Annotated in this window: 13 protein-coding genes; 6 read left to right on the forward strand and 7 right to left on the reverse strand. The window is 48.0% G+C overall.

The window, feature by feature from the left end; all coding sequences use genetic code 11:
- Positions 1–858 precede the first annotated feature (858 nt).
- From truA to ICL55_RS07760, 3 genes are all read right to left on the reverse strand, one after another.
- Positions 859–1,620 (reverse strand): tRNA pseudouridine(38-40) synthase TruA, encoded by a 762-nt coding sequence (truA, locus tag ICL55_RS07750; RefSeq protein WP_188095773.1) that lies wholly within the window; start codon positions 1,618–1,620, stop codon positions 859–861.
- 109 nt (positions 1,621–1,729) lie between these two features.
- Positions 1,730–3,196: a proline and serine-rich protein 1 family protein gene (locus ICL55_RS07755; protein WP_188095775.1), complete on the reverse strand. Its 1,467-nt coding sequence runs from the start codon at positions 3,194–3,196 to the stop codon at positions 1,730–1,732.
- Between the two features lie 36 nt (positions 3,197–3,232).
- Positions 3,233–3,730, reverse strand: coding sequence for a biotin/lipoyl-containing protein (locus tag ICL55_RS07760; protein ID WP_188095777.1), 498 nt, complete (start codon positions 3,728–3,730; stop codon positions 3,233–3,235).
- Between the two features lie 136 nt (positions 3,731–3,866).
- Between ICL55_RS07760 and ICL55_RS07765 the strand changes: the two genes are divergently transcribed.
- The gene (locus tag ICL55_RS07765; RefSeq protein WP_188095779.1) at positions 3,867–6,410 is read left to right on the forward strand and encodes a M1 family metallopeptidase; all 2,544 of its coding nucleotides are present in this window, start codon (positions 3,867–3,869) and stop codon (positions 6,408–6,410) included.
- A 57-nt stretch (positions 6,411–6,467) separates the two neighbouring features.
- Here the strand turns inward: ICL55_RS07765 and ICL55_RS07770 are convergent, their stop codons facing one another.
- From ICL55_RS07770 to ICL55_RS07785, 4 genes are all read right to left on the reverse strand, one after another.
- A complete protein-coding gene (locus ICL55_RS07770; RefSeq protein ID WP_188095781.1) occupies positions 6,468–7,382 on the reverse strand; it encodes a DUF1835 domain-containing protein in 915 nt (304 codons plus the stop codon).
- Positions 7,383–7,409: 27 nt separating this feature from the next.
- On the reverse strand, positions 7,410–8,180 hold the full coding sequence (locus tag ICL55_RS35395) for a TPM domain-containing protein (RefSeq protein WP_188095783.1): 771 nt from the start codon (positions 8,178–8,180) through the stop codon (positions 7,410–7,412).
- Between the two features lie 36 nt (positions 8,181–8,216).
- Positions 8,217–8,675, reverse strand: a complete 459-nt coding sequence (locus tag ICL55_RS07780; protein ID WP_188095785.1) for a TPM domain-containing protein — start codon at positions 8,673–8,675, stop codon at positions 8,217–8,219.
- 84 nt (positions 8,676–8,759) lie between these two features.
- Positions 8,760–9,338 (reverse strand): LemA family protein, encoded by a 579-nt coding sequence (locus tag ICL55_RS07785; RefSeq protein ID WP_188095787.1) that lies wholly within the window; start codon positions 9,336–9,338, stop codon positions 8,760–8,762.
- Positions 9,339–9,727: 389 nt separating this feature from the next.
- Here ICL55_RS07785 and ICL55_RS07790 point away from each other — a divergent pair, with 389 nt between their 5' ends.
- The 5 genes from ICL55_RS07790 (at position 9,728) to ICL55_RS07810 (ending at position 16,062) form a co-directional block, all read left to right on the forward strand.
- On the forward strand, positions 9,728–10,192 hold the full coding sequence (locus tag ICL55_RS07790; protein WP_188091163.1) for a response regulator: 465 nt from the start codon (positions 9,728–9,730) through the stop codon (positions 10,190–10,192).
- Between the two features lie 130 nt (positions 10,193–10,322).
- Entirely contained in the window at positions 10,323–11,693 is a 1,371-nt protein-coding gene (locus ICL55_RS07795; RefSeq protein ID WP_188095790.1) for a dipeptidase, read from the forward strand.
- 96 nt (positions 11,694–11,789) lie between these two features.
- Complete coding sequence (locus ICL55_RS07800; RefSeq protein ID WP_188095792.1) at positions 11,790–12,191, forward strand: RNA-binding S4 domain-containing protein; 402 nt, start codon at positions 11,790–11,792, stop codon at positions 12,189–12,191.
- Between the two features lie 77 nt (positions 12,192–12,268).
- Complete coding sequence (gene lysA / locus ICL55_RS07805; protein WP_188095794.1) at positions 12,269–13,492, forward strand: diaminopimelate decarboxylase; 1,224 nt, start codon at positions 12,269–12,271, stop codon at positions 13,490–13,492.
- Positions 13,493–13,716: 224 nt separating this feature from the next.
- Positions 13,717–16,062 (forward strand): hypothetical protein, encoded by a 2,346-nt coding sequence (locus tag ICL55_RS07810; RefSeq protein WP_188095797.1) that lies wholly within the window; start codon positions 13,717–13,719, stop codon positions 16,060–16,062.
- Positions 16,063–16,094: the final 32 nt, after the last annotated feature.

The following is a 16,094-nucleotide window of genomic DNA, read 5'->3' on the forward strand; positions in this document are numbered from 1 at the left end:
GGCCGTACATCTTATCATTTCAATTTCGCAACTTCGCTTTCCGTTTGTTGCCCCGTTATCGTTGGGGTTGCAAAGGTAAGCAACTTTTCATTTCTACCAAATCTTTTTTCAAGATTTTTTATTTTTTCTTTTCGAAGAACAGTCAGCGCAAATACACTGCTATTCATTATTTGCAGCGATGCGCTGCTAATTCCGAAAACGTAAAAATGAAGTATGTGAAGAGCTTTTGTGTGCGTGCTTTCTATCAAAGCGGAGCGCAAAGGTAGGCGGATTTTTCATACTTCCAACTTTTTTACTGAACTATTTTTTCAATAAACGACAAAACACTTTACCACAAAGGGTTTCATCGGTAAAAATTTTTATCAGTGAATTGAAAAATGAGATCATAAATGACGACATCCACCAAAAAACATCCGTTGTTACCCCATTAGGCGTTCCCGTTATATGTCACGCGGTATGGCCGCGTTATGTAATCGCGTGGTATGCTCTCGTTATGTAGCGGCGTTATTAGGTCGCGGGGCAAGGTGTGTTGTATCGTTCCGTTGTATGACCGCGCTATGTGGTCTCGTTGTATGATCGCGTTGTATGATCGAGTTGAATGGTCGCCTTGTATGATCGCGTTGTATGGTCGCGTTGTATGATCGCGTTGTATGATCGCGTTGTATGATCGCGTTGTATGATCCGTTGTATGATCGCGTTGTATGATTGCGTTATGTTGTCCCAGGGCTTACGCCCTGGGCTATGATGTTATTCAAGCTCTTTCGCAGGAAGGTGCCATTATGGAACCACCTTTTTCGGTCAGGCCCTTTCCTGATATCATAAATCACAGATCTTATATCATAATACCATCGTTATATCTTACCTGATGAAGGATACCGGCTCCAGCAATCCTTCCGGATAACGTACGGTCATCAGGAACAGCCCCTGCGGGGGCACCGCAAAATCTGCACGGGTACAATCCCGGCTTTCAATCGCTGCCCGGAATTCGGGGATCGTCAGCTTCCCGCGACCCACCCGCAGCATCGTGCCCACCAATCCGCGCACCATCCCCCGTAAAAACCGGTTGGCGGTAACGTTATAGATGATACGCTCTCCTTCTACTGTCCAGAAAGATTCCTCTATGGCACAGATAAATGTCCTTACCTGCGTGTTCCGCTTGGAGAAAGTAGTGAAGTCACTGTATTCACGAATAATGCCGGCAGCTTCCTGCAACGCCTCTATATCCAGCTTATAAGGGAAGAAATACCCACGGTCCTGCATAAACGGATCCTTGTGGGTATACAAGGTATATTCATAAGAACGGCCCAATGCGGCAAAACGGCTGTTGGCATCTTCCGGTACCCGATACACCCCTTTCAGCACCACGTCGGCCGGCAAAATAGCGTTGATCTTGTACAGGAACTGCGGATGTAGCGGCACATCTGTATCAAAATGCAGGAAGTTTTGCCGGGCGTTCACCCCTGCATCTGTCCTGCTGGAACCAGTACTTTCAATCTTCTCCCGGAGCAACAGGCTCAGGGCCCTGTCTACCTCCGCCTGCACGGTGTGTGCATTCTCCTGTACCTGAAAACCACTGTACTGCGCACCTTTATAGGCCACTTCTATAAAATATCTGTTCATCGGGGGCGAAAATAATACAATTAAAAAAAATGAGCGAAGATGGGTCATCTTCGCTCATTCATCGGCCGAAGGCCAATTTATTTGTTTATATATCCATTTCCTCATTGGGCTATTTGTGCAACATCGCCCTGAAACGGCCTTTATAATAGCTTTCCGTCAGCAGCGATTCCAGTGATCCGTACTTCTCTGTATCGTAGGTTTTAGCGTAAGCCAAATCCAGCAAGCGATAACGGGCCTCATCGGAGCTTACCAACAGCGCCAGGGATTTCACCTGCGCGGTCTCAAGACAGTAATTGCGGGTAGACTTGCGGAATACATCAATCATGGTCTCATCAGACTTAGCGCTTACGAACTTCCGTAACACCTTGCGGAAGGTCGCTTCATCCATCACATTACCGCAGTCAGTATTGATCAGACGGGTACCGGCATCTTTCTTTTCGGTTGCTTCGGCCACCGCATCGTCATTTCTCTTCTTCTTTCTGGCAGGCGTTTCTGCGCCGACTGCCACGCCATAACCACTGGAGTCCGTGATGATATTGTTCGGATGCTCGGTGTCATCAAACAGCTTTCTTTTCTTTTTCTTTCTTACCGGCGCCTCCTCTGTAGCAGGCAGCTCAACTGCCGGGGCGGTGGTTTCTACCGGAACGGCGGCAGGAGCCGGAGTGGGTGCGGGCACACTTGCCTTACCTTCCTCCTGGAATTCGATGAAATCAGGATCTCCTTCCCTTTTCTTATGCTTTTTCTGCTTTTTCGGCGCAGGCTGCTCTTCTGCTTCCTGTTTAGGCTGATCGGCAACAGCCGCTTCACTGGCGGCAGCCTTGCTTTCTTCTGCCATAACAGACTTCAGTATATCCTGCTCTTCTTCGGAAAGAGGTTCCCGTTCTGCTTTATGTTTTTTGCCACGAGGCTTTTTCACCACTGTTTCTTCCGCCGGGGCGGCAGCTCCTTCAGTTGGTTTAACCGGCGCTGGTACGGCTTCTACCACTGGTTCTTCCCGGTCATCACCGGATACCACCACTTTATCAAGCGCGGAGGAAAATGCATTACCGGATTTAGCGGAAGATGGCTTACCCGGACCTGTTACCGTCGCTTTATGCGAGAAGGTATCTTCCAGCTCTTTCTGAAGGTTGCCCATCATCTCTTTACGGGTAGTATCTTCCGGGGCATTGGCCGCCACCGCTTCGGGAGCGGTTTCCTGTGCCGCTGCTGTGGCAGCGCTGCCATCGCCATTGTCGGCCTTGATTTCCCGGAATGTCTGCAGGTTATATAAGGCGCCTTTCTTCAGCAGGAAGCCCTGGTCATTTTTGGCGATCCGTACATGGAATTTCTGTTCCTGTGCAGGGCCTTCGCTCTGGGCATACCCTATAGACATTGGTACGGTGCCGCTTTCCAGCTTCGGAAGGATAATATATCCTCTTTCTGTAGAGCTCAGTACCTGACCATTTACCTTTACATAAAAAGGCTGGCCTTTTTCACTTTGTATATATACATAATGCTGCTGTTCCTGTGCCCATGCCTGGCCACAACAAAACAAACATGCCAGTAAGTATAATACTGTCCTGTATTTTAGAAGCATACTAAAAATTGGTATAAAACTGTCCTTACGCAAATATTATTCCAGTACGATCAGCACCTCCCCTTTTTCCACGGCGGTGCGCTCTGCGACTTTAATTTCCCTGACAACGGCATCTGAGGTGGCCTTGAATACATTCTCCATTTTCATGGCTTCCAGAATCAGCACCGGATCTCCTTTGTGGATAGCCTGTCCGGGGGTAACCAGCACCTTCAGTACCAGTCCCGGCATCGGGGCCTTGATATCATTCACTTTTTTTGCCAGGGCGTCTTTAATACCCATTGACGCCAGCAGCTGGTCTATCGGTTCTTCAATTGCTATCTCATACTGCTGTTGATTGATCTGCAGGGTCACGGTTTTGCTCTCTCTGTCCACCTTCAGCACCTGGGCCTGGTAGCTGTTGCCGTCCATAATGATGCTGTAATCACCTGAAGGCACCTGTACCGCTGACCAATCTACCGCCTGCCCGTTGCAGGTAAGGGTAGAATCCTGACTGATACTGAACGCAGACTTGCCGTTAACTGTTGCTTTGATCATAATTGCTGTATTTATTAGCCACTTGGTTCTGACAAAAATAGCATTTTTAACCACTTGGCTCATTATAAGGCCATTTGTTTAAATTTGACGCTTTATATAAGCAGAAGCTGATATATTTAATCAAAACAGTTTTTACATGAATCAATACTTGAAGCGGTCCCTGCTGGGTGTGCTGATCGGAGGGATGGCTGGCCTGGGTGCTACTACTTCCCTGATGGCACAATCCGGGAAAGCGGCCACCGATGATCCGGCCCTGAAGATCTACAGAGCGGCGGCCACCAAGGTCAATGACCTGGTGCATACTAAACTGGACGTACGGTTTGATTACCCTAAAAGGTACCTGTATGGTAAGGCCTGGATTACCCTGAAACCCCATTTCTATGCTACAGACTCCCTCACCCTCGATGCGAAAGGCATGGACATCCATGAAGTGGCCGTTGTAAAAGGTGGCAAAAACACACCGCTGCACTACAGCTACGATACCCTGCAACTGCACATCAAACTGGATAAAAAATATACTGCGACTGAGTCATATGTCATCTATATCAGTTATACCAGCAAGCCCAATGAACTGAAAGTGAAAGGCAGCGCCGCCATCACTGATGCCAAAGGCCTGTATTTTATTAACCCCGACGGTACCGAGCCCAATAAACCCACGCAGATATGGACACAGGGCGAAACAGAAGGCTCCTCTGTATGGTTCCCTACTATCGATAAAACCAATCAGAAGTGCACCCAGGAACTCAGCATGACCGTTCCCCAGAAATACGTGACGCTCTCCAACGGTAAACTGGTAAGTCAGAAAGCCAACACCGACGGCACCCGCACCGATACGTGGAAGATGGACCTCCCCCACTCTCCCTACCTGTTTATGATGGCCGTTGGTGACTACGCCGTTGTAAAAGACAAATGGAAAGGCAAGGAGGTGAACTACTACCTGGAAAAACCGTTTGAGAAATATGCGAGAAACATTTTTGGTAATACACCGGAGATGCTCTCCTTCTACTCCAATATACTGGGATATGAATACCCGTGGGTGAAGTATTCCCAGATAACCGGCCGTGACTATGTGTCTGGCGCCATGGAAAACACTACTGCCACCCTGCACGGTGAATTCCTCCAGAAAACAGACCGCGAACTGCTCGACAATAATAACTACAACGAATGCGTGATCGCACACGAACTGTTTCACCACTGGTTTGGTGACCTGGCCACCGCCGAATCATGGAGCAACCTTACCGTCAACGAGTCTTTCGCCGATTACAGCGAATACCTCTGGCTCGAACACAAATACGGAAAGGATGCTGCCGATGAGCACAGCTACGATGCCGCCATGTCTTATCTCTCCATGGTGCAGTACTCCGGCGATAAAGACCTGGTACGTTTCTACTACCACGACAGGGAAGACATGTTCGACCAGATCACCTATCAGAAAGGCGGCCGTATCCTTCACATGCTGCGTAATGCTGTCGGGGATTCTGCCTTCTTCAAATCACTCAACCTGTACCTGAAGACCAACGCCTTTAAAGCTACCGAAGCTCATCAGCTGCGCCTGGCCTTCGAAGAAGTGACCGGTCGCGATATGAACTGGTTCTTCAACCAATGGTATTTCGGTCAGGGTTTCCCGGAACTGGACATCAGCTACAAATACAACAACAATAAAGTCACCGTTATTATCCAGCAGATCCAGAAGGAAGCCAAGGTATGGCAACTGCCGCTCGCTATTGATATCTACAGCGCTGGCAAGAAAGAACGTTACAACGTTACAGTGGCCAACCGGGTAGACTCCTTCACTTTTGCCTATACCACCCAACCAGACCTGGTGAATGTAGATGCAGACAAGGTAATTCTTGCCAAGAAAGATGACCACCGCGATTTCTCCACTTATGTTTATCAGTATGCCCAGGCGCCGCAGTACCTGGACCGCCGCGTGGCCATCGAGGCAGCCACAGAAGAGCAGAGCCGCAATCCGGAAGCCATTAAGCTGCTGGTGCAGGCGTTGAAAGATAAATATCACGGGCTCCGTACATTGGCAGTTTCCTCTCTCAACCTGAAACTGCCGGCCGTAAAAACCGCTGCCGTACCGGTATTGGTGGAAATGGCCAAACAAGATCCCAGCACGCTGACCAAAGCCGCTGCCATCAAACAACTGGGCGATCTGAAAGATGCACAATATATCGCACTGTTTGAAGCCGCCACCAAAGACAAGTCTTATGCCGTGGAAGCCGCTGCGTTGGAAGCGTTGTCAGAGCTGGACCTTAACAAAGCCTATGGCATCGCCAAGCAGCTGGAAAAAGATACCAAAGGCAAACTGGTGAGCGCTATTGCCGGCGTATATGCCCGTCAGGGTAACCCGGACGATATCAATTTCGTGGCCACCAAATTCGACGAAACTTCCGGCCAGGACAAGCTGAATGCCGCATTCGACTATCTCGGCTTCCTTTCCAAAATCAACAACACCACTGCCGTACAGCGTGGCGTAGATCAGGTGAAAGCCATGACCGTGCAGTTCAACAACAGTCAGGTAAACAGCTATATCAGCAACTGGTTACAGGAAATAGCCCGGAAGAAAGACAGTGATGCCACCGCCGTTAGCGGCACTGATCGCGAGGGACTGCAACAGCAGGCTGCGTATATGCGTAAAGCTTCTGATGCCATCCGGACAGCTATCAAAGAATAGTTATTCACAGCACCATAAAACAAAGAGCGAAGGCCGGTTGGTCTTCGCTCTTTGTTTTTATTCTTTTTTCCCGATCCTTTGTTTCACCGGGTCCCACCACCAGGATGATTTAGCCATCCTGACACCGCCCAGCCAGCGGTGTTCCAGCGGAACGTAATCGAGATAATGTTCTTCATTGTTCAATACTTCACGCCCAAGGGCGGTGATGCCAATCATCTGGGCATCTTCCTCTATTACCCCGGCACGTTGCATCCTTTGCACGAGCAGGTCCAGCTGAAAATCGCCGAAGCCATAGATCCACAGTTCATCCCAGAAAGCAATGTAAAGGTCATAGCTCCTGTAGCGGCCCATGGATAGCTTCTGCAGGAAAAATTTTTCGATGGCACTGAGTCCGTTTTCCAGATTGGGAAACCGCTGCAGATGCGCCTGGATAGCTGCGGGCAGATGTTTGAGGTTACCTGCCGGCATGTGGGAGATAGCCTCCAGCTCCAACGGAGTGTCCGCACAGTAGGCGTCCCAGGCATCGAGTGCATGTTGGATATCTGCCGGTTGCAGCAGGACCCTCTCTTCCAGTAACCTCGGGAAGTCTGTCGCTTCCCGATGATGGGGCAGATCAACCAGGCTTACAGGCGGGAGGGTGTCGAGATTGGTTTTAAGGTAATGGATAATGAAGAGGAGATTGATTTGGCAGAAGAGGTCTGCTTCAAACCAGAGTACGATTTCATCAAATGAGCCGGAGTTTTTTAATTTCTCCAGCTCATGTACTACGTTAGTAAAATAAGTTTGTTTATCGATTCCGTAATGAAACTCGAGATGTTTGGCGCGGCTTTCAAAAAACGTATCAGCGTTTTTAGTGACTTTCACTTTGCCTTCGCTCATCATTTCCCTGCACACCACCACACCTCCTCTCAGTTTGCTTTGCCTTAGCAAGGATAGCGTAGCATCTCCGTTTAACACATACATGAATGACATATCTCAATTTTTCAAAGGTTTTCAGTATTACCAGCTGCCGCTGGCGCCTCCACCGCCGCCGGAACCGCCACCAAAGCCTCCGAATCCGCCGCCACCGCCGCCGCCGGACCAACCTCCTCCGCCACCGCGTCCGAAGCCGCCCATGCTGCCGATAACCGGCCATATCCAGCCTCCGCGCCTGTTGTAAGTGGTACCACCGCCACCACCGCCGCCGCGGCTGATAATGGATATAATGATCACAATTACCAGGATGAGGAGGAAAATGGCGCCCGGGCTGATACCCGGTTCGCTTTTTCGCGGATCTCCTTTATATTCTCCGGCTGCTGCCTTGATGATGGCATCAACCGCTTTGTCAAGGCCTTGATAGTATTGTCCTTCCCGGAAAGCGGGCTTGATGATCTGTGCTATAATTTCATTGGCTACCGCATCAGGTACAACACCTTCCATGCCATAACCTGTTTCGATCCTTATCTTCCTGTCTTCCATGGAAACAAGAATAAGGATACCATTGTTCTTGCCTTTTCTGCCAATACCCCAGTCTCTTAAAATTTTCAGCGATACCTGACTGACGTCATAGGGGCCGATAGATTTAAGGGTAACGATCGCTATTTGCGTGGAGGTGCTGTCGTCGTAGGCTACCAGCTTTTGTTCCAGCCGCTCATCTTCATCTTTCAGGAGAATGCCGGCAAAGTCATTTACTAAAGTGGGAGGATTAGGCCTTGGCGGAATATTCTGTGCTTTAGCCAGCAGTCCCGTCAACAATAATAATACAGGTAAAAACCAGCGTAATATCCTCATATTCTTCTATACTAAAAGTCGTTTAAAATAGTGGCATCAGATACTGAAAACAATATCATCCGGTAACTCGTTGGCATCGCCGGCCTCGTGCGGGAAGTGGGTGCGGAGGGATTCACCGATTTCACGGATACATGCTTCGATCCCTTCAATGATACGGTCGCTCTGAAAATGTGTTTTCAGCAGCATGGCCTCTTTCTGCCAGAAGTCGTCACCAACTTTATCATGGATGCCCTGGTCGCCGAGGATGGCGAACTGGTGATCTTTCAGGGCCACATATACCAATACACCATTGCGTTGTTTTGTCTTTTCCATACCGAGTGACACAAATGCCTGGCGGGCACGGTCCATGGGATCTACATAACTGCAATGGTTTTCTACAAATAACCGGATCTCACCAGACGTGAGCCGTTCGGCTATCCGGATAGCCTGCACCAATTTATTTTTATCCGCTTCGGAAAAAATCTCTCTTTTTTTGCTGAAAGGGAACAGACGCATGCTATTTCGTTATTGGGTTATTTAGTTATTTGGTTATTGCATACCTGCAATAACCAAATAACTAAATGATAAAATTCCTACATATTAAAATTTAACCTCGGGCGCTTTCTCAGAACCGGCGGCTGCTTCAAAGTAACCTTTCTGTTTGAAACCACCGAGACCGGCAACGATGTTGCCTGGGAAGGAACGTACGCTGCTATTGTATCCTTTTACCGCATCGTTGAAATCATTACGGGCTACGTTGATCCTGTTTTCGGTGCCTTCCAGTTGAGCCTGCAGGTTCATGAAGTTCTGGTTAGCTTTCAGTTCAGGGTAGCTTTCGGAGACAGCCAGCAAACGGCCGAGTGCCTGGCTTAACTGGCCCTGGGCAGCCTGGTATTGCTGAATTTTTTCCGGGCTCAGGTCATTGACGTCCACTTTGATTTGGGTAGCGCTGGCGCGGGCTTGTATCACCTGTGTGAGCGTTGTGGTTTCAAAGTTGGCGGCGCCTTTCACTGTGCTTACCAGGTTAGGGATAAGGTCTGCCCTGCGTTGATAGCTACTCTGTACTACACCCCATTTATTCTTCACGTCTTCGTCCTGTTTAACCAATCCATTGTACTTGTTGCAACCTAACAATCCCAGTAATACGATAACAATGATTACAATGATGCCTTTTTTCATCTGAATAAGAATTTAAGTTTTGTGCCTGCCGGAATGCAAAAGACGTTCCTGATTCCCGGCCTGCCGGTGTAAGTAGTTGTTTTCACGGTGAATGCTATAAAAAACACGGTAAACGCGCGTTTTTCATCCCTCCACGAAAATATGGAAACTAATGCACTAAATCGCTATTGCATAGGGAAACGATGAATTTAAAAAAAAGTTCATCCATACTTGAAAAATTCACACTAATACAGTATGTTTATATGTACCTTTATAGTAACGTTTATCGTTAGCCTTCTGCCGATAAATGCCAAAACGTGAATGGGGCAGGATAAATACTAAATCGATATAACTGGTTTCATTGTTTCTAACTCATTTATTATTACTAACTTGGAACTAAGTCTGCTTAAATGAGTGCACAACACATCCATATACTCTATATTGATGATGAAATACACAACCTGAATGCCTTTAAAGCTTCATTCAGGAGACTTTACAACGTTTTTACCGCTACCTCGGCGGAAGAAGCGGTGAAACTACTGGAAGAACAGGAATTTCACATCATCATTTCCGATCAGCGTATGCCGAAGATGACCGGCATCGAATTTTTTGAGTCTATACTGGAAAAATACCCCGAACCGATCCGCATGCTGCTTACCGGCTATGCCGACATCAATGCTGTAGTAGATGCCATTAACAAAGGCCAGGTGTATAAATACTTCTCCAAACCCTGGAATGAAGAGGAACTGAAGCATAATATTGAAAAGGCTTTTGAAGTTTATTCCCTGCGTAAGGAGAATAAGGAATTGACCGCCAAACTGCTGGACGTCAATGAAAAACTGGAGTTCCTGGTACGACAGAAACTGATCTCCTGATATTTAGATATTCTAATATTTTTTTATTTAAATATTTTCCCCAGCTCCCGAAGTAATCTGCAAATCCCAAATTCCCGAATGTTGTTTTTCCGTTAACTTGCACCCCATTGTGAACTTAATTTTCTGAATCATGCAAGTTTGGAAAGATTACCAGGCCCAACACCAGGATCGTTTCCTGGAAGAATTGCTGGAATTGCTGCGCATTCCCTCTGTGAGTGCTGACTCCCGCTTTAACGGCGACGTACAAAAATGTGCAGAAGCTGTAAAGCAACGCCTGCAGGAAGCTGGCGCGGATAATGTAGAAGTATGCCCCACCGCAGGACATCCCATCGTTTACGGAGAAAAGATCATAGATCCTTCTTTGCCTACCGTACTGGTTTATGGCCACTACGACGTACAACCCGCAGATCCGCTGGAACTGTGGCACAGCGGTCCGTTTGAACCTGTTATCAAAGACGGTAACATATATGCCCGCGGCAGTGCAGACGACAAAGGACAGTTTTACATGCACGTAAAAGCCTTTGAGACCATGCACAAAACCAACACCATCCCCTGCAATATCAAATTTATGATCGAAGGGGAAGAAGAAGTGGGTTCTGCTAACCTGGGCATCTTCCTGGAACAAAACAAGGAAAAACTGAAGGCCGACGTGGTACTGATCTCCGATACGTCTATGATCAGCCTCGAAACACCGTCCATCGATACCGGTCTCCGTGGCCTCTCCTACATGGAAGTAGAAGTGACAGGTCCTAACCGCGACCTGCACAGTGGCGTTTATGGCGGCGCCGTAGCCAACCCGGCCACCATCCTCGCCAAAATGATCGCTTCCCTGCACGATGAAAACAACCACGTGACCATCCCCGGCTTCTACGACAAAGTACAGGAGCTGACCGCAGCAGAAAGAGCCGCGCTCAACGCCGCTCCATTCGATGAGTCAGCGTACAAAAAAGATCTGGGGATCAACGATGTATGGGGCGAAAAAGGATATACCACCATCGAAAGGACCGGTATCCGTCCTACCCTGGAGGTAAACGGCATCTGGGGCGGTTACACCGGCGAAGGTTCTAAAACCGTACTGCCATCCAAAGCTTTCGCGAAAATCTCTATGCGCCTTGTTCCTAACCAGGACTGGCACGAGATCTCCGACCTGTTTGCCAAACACTTTGAAGCCATCGCCCCTAAGAGCGTGACCGTAAAAGTGAACAAACACCATGGCGGCAGCCCCTATGTAACACCGACCGACTCTGTGGCCTACAAAGCAGCCCACAAAGCCATCACAGCCACTTTCGGCAAAGAGCCCATCCCCGTTCGCGGCGGCGGCAGTATTCCGATCGTAGCCCTTTTTGAAAAAACCCTCGGACTCAAAACTGTTCTCATGGGATTTGGACTGGACAGCGACAACCTCCACTCCCCCAACGAGAAATATGGTGTGGCCAATTACTATAAAGGCATTGAAACCATCCCGTATTTCCATCAGTACTTTGCCGAGATGAGTAAGTAATTGATTTTTTCATTTTGATATTTTCTCATTTTTGAAGGCGGCCAGGCTGCTTGAAAAATGAGAAAATATCAAAATCAAAAAATAAACAAATGCGAGATGAGCAATACCGAAAAATTACGGGTGGATAAATACCTCTGGTCCATCCGTGTGTTCAAGACCCGTAGCCAGGCAGCAGAGGCCTGCGATGGCGGGAAAGTGAAGCTGAACGGCAATAATGTAAAAGCCGCCAAACCCGTGGCTATCGGCGACAACTTCGAAATCCGGACAGAAGGCCGCAAGTGGCTCATACAGGTGACCGGCCTCCTGGCCAACCGGGTAGCCTACAGCGAAGCGGTCAAATACTATGTGGACAACACCCCGGAAGAGGATAAAACCGCTCCCAAAGCCATAGCCGCCGTATTCCATACCGGCAAAAGACAAAGCAAAATAGGGCGCCCTACCAAAAAAGACCGGAGAAGCATCGAAGGATTTATGGAAGGCGAAGGAGAGGAAGACTGATTTCGTCGCTTCTTGTATAATTTCTCAGTTTTGCGTAGTAATTTTGCCTCCTCATTCTTAAATCAAGGAGTAAATCAATGCCTAAACAAAGCGACGTTCTTGCTACCGACTTTCTGGTGAAAATAGCAGAAGAATTTGGTACCCCGGTATACATATACCACGCAGAAAAGATCAAAACCCAATATGAAAAGCTCCAGAAAGCCTTTCATAAGGCCAACACCCGCTTTTTCTACGCCTGTAAGGCATTGACCAATATCAACATCCTGAAGTATATCAACTCCCTTGGTTGCGGACTGGACACGGTATCCATACAGGAAGTACAGCTGGGCCTCAAAGCCGGCTTTGATCCAAAAAATATCATCTTTACCCCCAACTGCGTTGACCTGCAGGAAATTATTGCTGCCAAAGAACTGGGCGTGATTATCAATATTGATAACCTCTCCATCCTGGAACAATTTGGCAACAAATTCGGCGGCAGCTATCCTATCTGCATCCGGCTCAACCCCCATATCATGGCGGGTGGCAACTTTAAAATCTCCACCGGACATATCGACAGCAAGTTTGGTATCTCTATCCACCAGATGCGCCACATCGAAAGGATCGTGAAATCCACCAAACTGAAAGTGACCGGCCTGCACATGCATACCGGCTCCGAAATCAAAGACGTGGACGTATTCCTCCGCGGCGTGGAAATCATGTTCGAGATGACCCAGCATTTCCCGGACCTCGAATCCATCGACCTGGGCAGCGGGTTTAAAGTGGCTTACCAGCAAGGCGATCCCGAAACAGACATCGACCTGTTGGGTAAAAAACTGAGCGACGCTTTCAACAACTTCGCCAAGAACTACGAAAAACCACTCCAGCTTTGGTTTGAACCAGGAAAATACCTGGTAAGCCAGTCCGGTTACTTCGTGGTAAAAGCCAACGTGATCAAACAGACTACCGCTAACGTATTTGTAGGCGTTAACTCAGGCTTTAACCACCTGATCAGGCCTATGTTCTACGATGCGTTCCACCTGATCCGCAATATATCTAACCCGAAAGGGACCGAACGTATCTATACCGTGGTAGGTAACATCTGCGAAACAGACACCTTCGGATGGGACCGCAAAATCAATGAAGTCAGGGAAGGCGACTACCTGGTGTTCTATAACGCCGGCGCCTATGGCTTTGAAATGTCTTCCAACTTCAACTCCCGCCTGAAACCCGCGGAAGTATTGGTGAAAGATGGCAAGCCCTTCCTGATCCGCAAACGCGATACCATTGAAGACCTGTTGAAAAACCAGATCGAACTTATTTAGCCATTTGATTATTTGGTTATTGGGTTATTTATAAAAAGCTGTTTATCAGCGTTAATAAAATAGCCAAATAACCAAATAATCAAATTTAAAATATTGGTCCTACCTTTACGTCTGCATACTATCTCCCCTTGTTACTCCTGCACTGTTTTAACTGTTACTTGTAATAGAACTTTTTTGCTGGCACACAAATGAACAGCCTTTGGTGATAATTTTATACCGTTTATATGAAGATTTTAACTGCAGATTCCAGTGTAATACATGATGAACAGGTAATTGAATCCAATATATCTTTCGTCCCCTTCGTCCGGTTTCTGAAGGAAAAAGCGGCGAACGAAGACGATCCACGCTCCGCGTTTTATCGACTGATCATACGGAAATTTGAAGGCCATCCTGAAATCCTCCAACCCATTCCGCCATCAACCGATCTTACAGCATATAAAGAATTCCTTGACCTGCTGACAGCCGCGATATTCCCTGTCACTACTGATACCACCCGCGATATCTACGGCATCGGCGTACCGTTTAAATTCGCCATCTTTTATTATTCCGACCTGTTCCGTAAAATGTTTACCGACAACGGACTGGTAGCCGTACCGCAGGGCATCTCGGTCAACAAAGTCAAAAAAGACAAACTGACCTGGTTGTATAAACTCATCCTGGAGCGGATATATCATTATCCGGTTAATTACCAGAATGAGATCATCCATCATATGGAGCTCCCCGACGGCACTAAAAAATATGTGAAAGTCAATATAGACCCGCGTTTTGTTGATGTAAAGGTGAAAGGCGAGACCCCGCCACCACTGGATTACAGCAACTACTGCACCTATCAGACCTGTCCCGACGTATTGCATGATATTATCCCCCCGGACAACTTCTACCTCGAAGGGTTTGTGATCTGGACCGTGGAAGACGTGACCCAGGCGGAAATCCTGAACAATATTAAAGGACTGGTGATGAACATGAAGGCCAGCAACGAAGTGGAAAGCTACCGTACGCTGGAAAAAATGATCCCTACCATTATGGGAGGTAAAGGGATTACCGCTCATATTGTGCCTTTCCCGAAAGTGAACGGCAAGAACGTGCTGGAAGAACAGTTTTCCAATGCAGATCCTATTCTCGGCGTTGGCAACAAAAAACAACAACAGCATTTCTTCCAGCTGCTGCTGGAGCACGCCGCCAAACAGCCTACGCCACTGATACTGCCAACGGTCAATGAAACCAGCCTGACACAGTATCCGTTTTTGAAATATCTGCCTATTAAAAATATCCAGAGCTTCATCCTCTTCCCTATCACCCATAAAAAAGAAATACTGGGTGTACTGGAACTGGCCTCTTCCACCCCTGGCGCCTTGTCTGCTGAACCGCTGTGGAAGCTGGAAAGCACCTACCCGCTGGTAGTCATGATGCTCAGCCGAAGCATGAGCATCCTCGATAACCGGCTCAACGAAGTACTGAAAGACCAGTTCACCGCCCTGCAACCTTCTGTGGAATGGAAATTCACAGAAGCGGCCTGGAACTACCTGCTCACTCCCCCAGAAGAGCGCAAAGACATCGAAAATATTTCTTTTGAAGAAGTGTACCCGCTGTATGGCGCCATCGATATCCGCAACTCCTCCGTGCAACAGGGCAATGCCCTTCGGGAAGATTTGCAGGAACAGCTGGAGTTGATTAAATACACCCTGCAACAGATAGCCCAGGAAGTACATCTGCCGCTGCTGGAAGAGCTGATGTTTAAGACAGAAGACCTCATGCAGGGCCTCAGCGATAACCTGACCGCCGGGGAAGACCTGAAAGTGAACGAGTTCATGGAACAGGAAATCCAACCCATACTCGAACATCTGTGCGAAGGCAGCGAAACGCTGAAGCCGGTACTGAACAACTATTTCAATAAGATTGACAAAGAACAGGGCCACGTATTCCGCCACCGGCGCGAGTATGAAGAAAGCCTGTCTGTCATCAACAGGGCAATCAGCCAGTATCTGGAAAAAGAACGACTGTATATCCAGCAGTCTTTCCCCTGCTACTTTGAAAAGTACCGTACTGACGGTATCGAATACACGATTTACATCGGGCAGTCTATCGCGCAGGAAAAGAAATTTGACCATCTGTATCTGCGGAACCTCCGCCTGTGGCAGCTTTCATCTATGGCCAGGATTGCCAGGCTGACCAACAAAATATCGCCACAGCTGAAAATACCGCTGCAGACCACTCAGATGATCCTTATGCACAGTGCGCCTATTACCATCAGTTTCCGTAGCGACGAACGCCGCTTCGACGTGGAAGGCGCCTATAACATCCGCTATGAGATCATCAAAAAGAGAATCGATAAAGTACATGTGAAAGATACCGGCGAACGTCTCACCCAACCGGGCACCATCGCCATGGTGTATTCCTATGTGCGGGAAATGGAAGAGTTTAGAAAGTATATCTCTTTTCTACAGGCGAAGAACATCCTGCTGCCGGATATCGAAATGCTGGACCTGGAAGAACTGCAGGGCGTCAGCGGCCTCAAAGCCCTGCGTGTGAGGGTGAATATGGACCCGGACTTACCGGAATCAGGCATCTGATAATTGATATAACTAAAAGACCGGAGCGATGG

The organism is Chitinophaga varians (genome assembly GCF_014529945.1).
Lineage (GTDB): Bacteria > Bacteroidota > Bacteroidia > Chitinophagales > Chitinophagaceae > Chitinophaga > Chitinophaga varians.

Bases quoted from the DNA above. Each gene is read 5' to 3' on its own strand.
- ICL55_RS07810 (WP_188095797.1), top strand. From the start codon at position 13,717: ATGAAGATTTTAACTGCAGATTCCAGTGTAATACATGATGAACAGGTA.
- ICL55_RS07755 (WP_188095775.1), bottom strand. From the start codon at position 3,196: ATGCTTCTAAAATACAGGACAGTATTATACTTACTGGCATGTTTGTTT.
- ICL55_RS07795 (WP_188095790.1), top strand. From the start codon at position 10,323: ATGCAAGTTTGGAAAGATTACCAGGCCCAACACCAGGATCGTTTCCTG.
- ICL55_RS07770 (WP_188095781.1), bottom strand. From the start codon at position 7,382: ATGTCATTCATGTATGTGTTAAACGGAGATGCTACGCTATCCTTGCTA.
- lysA (WP_188095794.1), top strand. From the start codon at position 12,269: ATGCCTAAACAAAGCGACGTTCTTGCTACCGACTTTCTGGTGAAAATA.
- ICL55_RS07765 (WP_188095779.1), top strand. From the start codon at position 3,867: ATGAATCAATACTTGAAGCGGTCCCTGCTGGGTGTGCTGATCGGAGGG.
- ICL55_RS07790 (WP_188091163.1), top strand. From the start codon at position 9,728: ATGAGTGCACAACACATCCATATACTCTATATTGATGATGAAATACAC.
- ICL55_RS07785 (WP_188095787.1), bottom strand. From the start codon at position 9,338: ATGAAAAAAGGCATCATTGTAATCATTGTTATCGTATTACTGGGATTG.
- truA (WP_188095773.1), bottom strand. From the start codon at position 1,620: ATGAACAGATATTTTATAGAAGTGGCCTATAAAGGTGCGCAGTACAGT.
- ICL55_RS07760 (WP_188095777.1), bottom strand. From the start codon at position 3,730: ATGATCAAAGCAACAGTTAACGGCAAGTCTGCGTTCAGTATCAGTCAG.
- ICL55_RS07780 (WP_188095785.1), bottom strand. From the start codon at position 8,675: ATGCGTCTGTTCCCTTTCAGCAAAAAAAGAGAGATTTTTTCCGAAGCG.
- ICL55_RS35395 (WP_188095783.1), bottom strand. From the start codon at position 8,180: ATGAGGATATTACGCTGGTTTTTACCTGTATTATTATTGTTGACGGGA.
- ICL55_RS07800 (WP_188095792.1), top strand. From the start codon at position 11,790: ATGAGCAATACCGAAAAATTACGGGTGGATAAATACCTCTGGTCCATC.